Raw genomic sequence first — 5,599 nt, 5'->3', positions numbered from 1 at the left:
CAGGTCAACCCACCTTTTCGTGTCCTAGCCGACACAGCTAACTGCGGAACTCAGGGGTGTGGCCGCAGATGAAAGTGCCGCGCTCGACCTGGGCGCACACATCTGTTTCGAGGACGAGACCGGGCAGGGCCTGAGACCCCCGAAGGGGCACACGTGGGCACCGCGCGGTGCGCGGCCGGTGGTACGGGTGCGTGGCAGAGGCAACGGCCGAGTGAACGTGGCCGGTGTCGTCTGCTTCCGCCCCGGGAGCCGCTCCCGTTTCTTCTACAGGCTGCACGTCTGCCACGGCCGCCGCGGTGAGCCGAAGAGTTTCGCCTGGCAGGACTACCGCGACCTGATCACGGTGGCCCACCAGCAGCTCGGGACCCCGGTCGTCTGGTGCTGGGACAACCTCAACCGGCACCTGGTGCAGGAGCTGGCCGACTTCGCCGAGGAGCACAAGGGGTGGCTGCGGGTGTTCCAGATGCCCAGTTATGCACCCGAATTGAACCCCCAGGAAGGCATCTGGTCCCTGCTCAAGCGGTCGCTGGCCGACTTCGCCGCCGCAGATCTGGGCCACCTCACCCGCGCGATGAAGCGCAAACTGAAAAAGATCCAGTACCGGGCCGACCTGATCGACGGCTGCCTTACCGAGACCGGACTGACCATCGAACCTTTGATCACAGCACCAGACATTGCCAGTTCAACCTGAGGACAGAGGGGACGTCACGGTGCAGCATCATTGCCGGTGCCCTTTTCCTTTCCGGAGCTTTCTGGGTTGGGCTGCGGAGGTTCATTTCCCTGCGTTACATCTCCTGCGTTTGGGTGGGCAGCTGCGCGGCGGCGCCCAGCTGACGTGTTTATTAGGGTCGTCAGCCAGGTAAAGGCCGCAGCCAGCAGCGCAAATACCGCTGATAGCACCGTCTCGGGAATCGTGATATTAGTCATCGACTGCTTCTTCCCTGGTAGAGCGCTGCGGCCGCCATGGCCAGCAGTGCACCGCCAAATGTCTTGAGGAGCACCCCCGCCTGGAACAGAACGGTTTCATTCGAGTAGTAGAACCCGAGTAGTGCGGTCATTCCTACCTGGGCTGCCGAGATGAATGCCAGAGAAGGGGGTATCAGGATGCCGCCGGCCGTGCTGACCAGGGCGGAAAGGGCTGCGGCGAGAGAAAATGCTGCGGCAGTCCATAGAAGGGTTCGCGAAGAGTGGGCCGTGTACTGGACGTCGGCTGCCAAGTCTGCCACTTCTAACGCACTGCCAGCTGTGATGACGGCGCATACGGTCATCAGTAACCGAACGGTGATAGAATGTGCGAAGAATTTCACTAGTTTTCCTCTGATTTCTGTTGCTGCGGCGGTAAACTGGAGATCCTGAACGGGCTGGCTCGTCCCGGCCTGCGGGTCATTCGGCCGGACATCGCGACCGCTGCCGCGCTGGGACTGAGGTGCCTCGAAGCTTCCGGACGGGCATCCAGCGGGATTGTCTGGAATGGGAAACGGGGAAGCAGGAACAGACGGCTTGTTGTTGAGGGTTGAGTTCCAGGAGAACCCAAATCTCTCACAACGTGCCGTTGTTCACCGTGAAGTCACGCACAAGAGCTGCTCGGGTCCGGCCTGAATAAGCCTCCTGTCTTTGATGCTTCTTCACTCAGCCGCGGAGTGTCTCCGGACTCATCCCAGGCTCCCAGCCAGCCTCGGGGACAGTCTTGCCGGAGTTCAGGGCGACCTGAAGGGCTTCCTCAATGAAATCCGGTGAGTACTGAGCTCTTCCGGTCTGCGTCCTTGTGAGTGAGCGTGGTTTGCGGTGGACGGCAAGGATCGTGTGGAGGAGTGCGGTGATGCGGTGGGGGCTGATACGGACGGTGTCCGGCGCGCGCCGTCGTCTGGGTTCCGCGAAGGCGCGTTCGACGGGAGCGTGGAGGCTTGCGGGTGCGGTGCTGGCTTTCCTTTCCCGGCCGTTGTGGCTCGTGCCCGGCGGGCGTTTGACCGGGGTGGGGACGGTGCCGCCGGCGCCTTGGCAGCCGGAACCGGCGCTGGTCTCCACGCCGGCCGCGGTGACGGCTGTGGTGATGCCGTCACCGCGGGCGGCGGTCAAACCGCGGGCGGAGCCGGGCTTCGCCGGGGAAGACCAGGTCACCGGTGGTGCCGGTGAGGCCCTGGACGTTCATGCCCTGATTTCCCGTTCCAAGCGATCCTATTGGGTGCCTGTCCGGAAACTTCGGGGCACCTCCAACACCCCGACCCTGGGATTCTGGATCAGCTCTGTCCGGTGGAGGGCAGAAGCCGCCTGCCAGTCGTTCCAGGTGAGGTTCCAGTCGCCGAAGCCATTGCCGGGTGCGAGAGTTTCCTTGCCGCTGGCCACCTCGAAGACATCGCCGATTTGGGCCTGGTTGTAGAGCCAGGCGGCGTCTGCAGCTTTCATGCCGAGGCAGCCGTGGCTGGTGTTGGATGTGCCGATGGCTTTTTCATTCCATTCGGCTTGGTGCGCGTAGGTGCCGGAGATCGTCAGGCGCATCGCGTAGTGGGCGGTCCGGTTATAGGCGTTGCCCAGCCCCACGGTTTGCGAGTTCATGTGGATGGTGCCTTGCTTGGCCATGACGGTCATGGTTCCGCTCCAGGTGGCATGCTGGCTGTCGCCGCCGGTAACGGGGATGGTTTTGATTTGTTGTCCGTTGCGGACGAAGCTGAGGCGATGGGTGTTGAGGTCGACTTTGGCGATCTGGCTGGGGCCGATGGTGAAGGCGGTGTGGTAGGAGTACGCCAGGTAGTGATCGCCGCCGGTTTCTACGCCGTTGAGGTTTGCGTCCAGAGAGGCCTTGGTGCCGGGCACCCAGTATTGCCTGGGGCGCCAGTCCACGCGGTCGCGCCCGGTAACGGGTTCTTTGACCCAGCCCCATGAACCCTGGGTGTTGTTGCTGGTGGTCACTTTCAGCCTGCTCTCGACAGCGGCTTTGTCTGTGACGGGGTAGGCGAAGGCCAGCGAGACCGGTTGCCCCACGCCGACGGTGGCGCCGTTGGCGGGCAGTACCTGCACATGGTTGATGTGTTTTGGAGTGGGGGAGGCCGACGTGTCGTGGTGCCCGTGCAGGGTGCCACGGGCGCTTGTGCTTCTGATGGCGTCCTGCTTGGGAACGCTGGGGGCGGGGGGGCTGGCGGGGGTAGAGGCTGCTTCTTTGAGGACGTTGTGTGCCCGCGCGCCGTCCGAGCCGATGAGATGGGTGTTGGCGAGGATCCCGTTTCTGGCACGGGTGGCTAGAAGACCGCCGGGGTTGACGTTCGTGGTGCTGGTGGTCGGTGGAACTACCGAGGTGGGGGGCTTGTGCCGGATGGCGGCCGGGGTCTGGCTGTGTTCGCATACGGCGAGGACAGGTAGTACCAGTCCCAGACAGAGCAGCAGGGTGAAGGCAGCGGGAAGGAGGATGGGGCGGTGCGAGGTGCGCAGGGCCATGGTGGCTTTTCTCCGTGTAGGGGACAAACGGGCAGGGATTACTGGGGGTGTGTTCGACTGCTCGCGGCTGGGCTGCGCGGAGGGGGGTAGGACAGAGAGGACGCCCGAGGGAGCGGCCCGGCCCGCCGGGAATCCCGGCAATGTGTCCGCCGCTGCCGGATCTCCAGCGCACAAGGCTGTGGTGGTGAGGGTCGTTGGCGTTGTTCGCACGCAGGCACCGTCTTTAGCGGTTTGTGCCTGTCAGCGGCGCAGCCGAAGCGGTGGTGCCATACAGATGCGATCACGCCTTGCCGGCGGAGGCAGCGGCCTGTGCCACAGGCATTCCAGACGATGGCTGGGCCCTGCGACAGGGAGTACAGGCACTTTTTGAACCGGGGTGCTGTCCGTGACCGTACGAGTGCAGAGCCTGGCAGGCGAACATCGGCGGGCAGCCAGCCCAGACGTCCGGTTTCCCGGCCTTCGTTCGCATTTGACCATGAGGGGCACTGCTTGAATCTGGAGTCTCCGACGGCTTCAGCGTCTTGGTTTTCGATCCGCGCAGGGTGTTCCTGTACAGCCGGCTGAAAGAGCCGCAGGTTGCCGCCTTCGTTTTCAGAGGGAGGGCGGAGCTGCCCGTCCGGGCGTCGGGGACGGGCGGGTGCACTGGGGTGCGCTGGCAGTTCTCTGCTCAGGTACGGGTCGTCTCCTGAGGCGCTGTCCGAGTTGCCTGTGGAGATTCGTGAGTCACTGCGGGGCTCTTTGGCCTGGCCTCTGGCGTGACGCTGGGGGACAACACCCTGCCAGCGTGCCATCCGATGGCGCAGGACGGCCCAGATCCCGCCGCACCAGGCAGCGGAGGCAATCACGCCATGGGTGGTTTTCCTCATCCTCTTCTCCAGCATGTTCTGTGAATCGCGACCGGACGGTGCCGTAACACAGCGCAGAGGAACTGCGCAGCCCGTCCGCTCCCTCACGAAGTGGCTGCGGTGAGCGATATTTCCGTGGACAGCTTTTCTTTGATTGAAGGCTTCCAGAAGGAAGACGTGTCCGCTCTGCAGACGTCCAGGCATTTGCTTGGAGAATTTTTATGGATGCCCGACAGCTCATCAGGTAGATGCCTGGACAATCCATTGCAAGAGTGTTGGAGGGCTGCTGCCGCACGTGGAGCAGCAGAGTGGGCGGCCCGTAGTAGCCTGGTCGCGTTCCCTGAAGCGGTGCAGGAGGCCGTCCCTGCCGGGTCTCGCACTCGAGTCCCTGTTTCCTTGCGCAGGCCCTCTATGGCGGGTACGCCGCAGTCCTGAGGCACCGATATTGGCATGGGCGGACGGTCCGCTGCCGGGTGCTGTCTGACCCTTCCCGGGAGAGGAAGCTCCCGGCATCCAGGGCCAGAGCCGATTCGAAATCCGGCGTTGCCGGGCCTCTCCCGTGCCCGTCCGCGTGTTCGCCTGGGTGTCGTCGCAGGCCGGAAAGCGCTGCAGGCCGCCCCGACTCCCGGCGGACCCTCGGCTCAGCTTCTGCAGCCGATTGGCGAAACACTGCTGGCCAACGCTGGCGCAAGACAGGCGCAGCCTAAACTCAGAGCCGCGTCCGGGGCGGATCTTGCACGCAGGGCGAGCCGACGGCATTTGCTTTGCGTCCTGCATCACGTGGCCAGAAGAATTCTTGCTCAAGCGGTCTTCCGGGCAGTTCTTATCCCTCGCCTGGCACTGATTTCGCGGTTCACTCCCCTTCGGTCCTGTGCCGTTCCCTGCTAGGGGTGCAGATTTTGCAATCGGCCGGGCATCCCAGAGAGGCCTTTCCAGGCAAATACCTGAAAGATCGCCGGGCAGTCGTGCCTTCCTGCCGAGAACCTTCAAGTGGAGCTCAACCGGCTATCGCGCCGGTATCCAGAAAATCCACAAGCAGCATTTTCCTCTGTAGGCGGGTATGGTTCCCTGGGCCAGCATTTCGGCTGGCCCAGGGAAACCAATGCAAGCTTCGATTGGAGAAAAGGATGGAAATTCCTAAGGTGCCAGGATCATCGTGGAAGGACAGGGCCTGTGAGCTACAGCGGCTGACGAAAATGTGGCTCGCTCTGGCCGCCGGCATCGCGGTAGTGGCAGGGTCGGCGTATGCGGTGACCTCGGCCTCCCCGACTGACGGGCCCCGAGCTTTTCGGACACGCGGTCAAATGACTATATCAGGCTGCGGC

Annotated in this window: 3 protein-coding genes and 1 pseudogene; 1 reads left to right on the top strand and 3 read right to left on the bottom strand. The window is 63.5% G+C overall.

The genetic code is table 11. The features are described from left to right. Positions 1-56: 56 nt before the first annotated feature. A pseudogene (locus ACLHRZ_RS36445) lies at positions 57-691 on the top strand (transposase); the annotation flags it as partial. Between the two features lie 14 nt (positions 692-705). On the opposite strand, the gene ACLHRZ_RS36440 reads toward ACLHRZ_RS36445, so the two are convergent. The 3 genes from ACLHRZ_RS36440 to ACLHRZ_RS36430 all read right to left on the bottom strand — a co-directional run bounded on the left by ACLHRZ_RS36440 (position 706) and on the right by ACLHRZ_RS36430 (position 3,429). Beyond that, positions 706-927 (bottom strand): hypothetical protein, encoded by a 222-nt coding sequence (locus ACLHRZ_RS36440; protein WP_490422886.1) that lies wholly within the window; start codon positions 925-927, stop codon positions 706-708. Further along, a complete protein-coding gene (locus ACLHRZ_RS36435) occupies positions 924-1,307 on the bottom strand; it encodes a hypothetical protein (RefSeq protein ID WP_490422885.1) in 384 nt (127 codons plus the stop codon). Before ACLHRZ_RS36435 ends, ACLHRZ_RS36440 begins: the two co-directional genes overlap by 4 nt. An 868-nt stretch (positions 1,308-2,175) precedes the next feature. Then, a complete protein-coding gene (locus ACLHRZ_RS36430; RefSeq protein ID WP_490422884.1) occupies positions 2,176-3,429 on the bottom strand; it encodes a L,D-transpeptidase in 1,254 nt (417 codons plus the stop codon). Positions 3,430-5,599: the final 2,170 nt, after the last annotated feature.

The sequence above is a fragment of the Streptomyces sp. AM25 genome (assembly GCF_058146165.1).
This window is presented reverse-complemented; position numbering and strand designations above follow the sequence as displayed.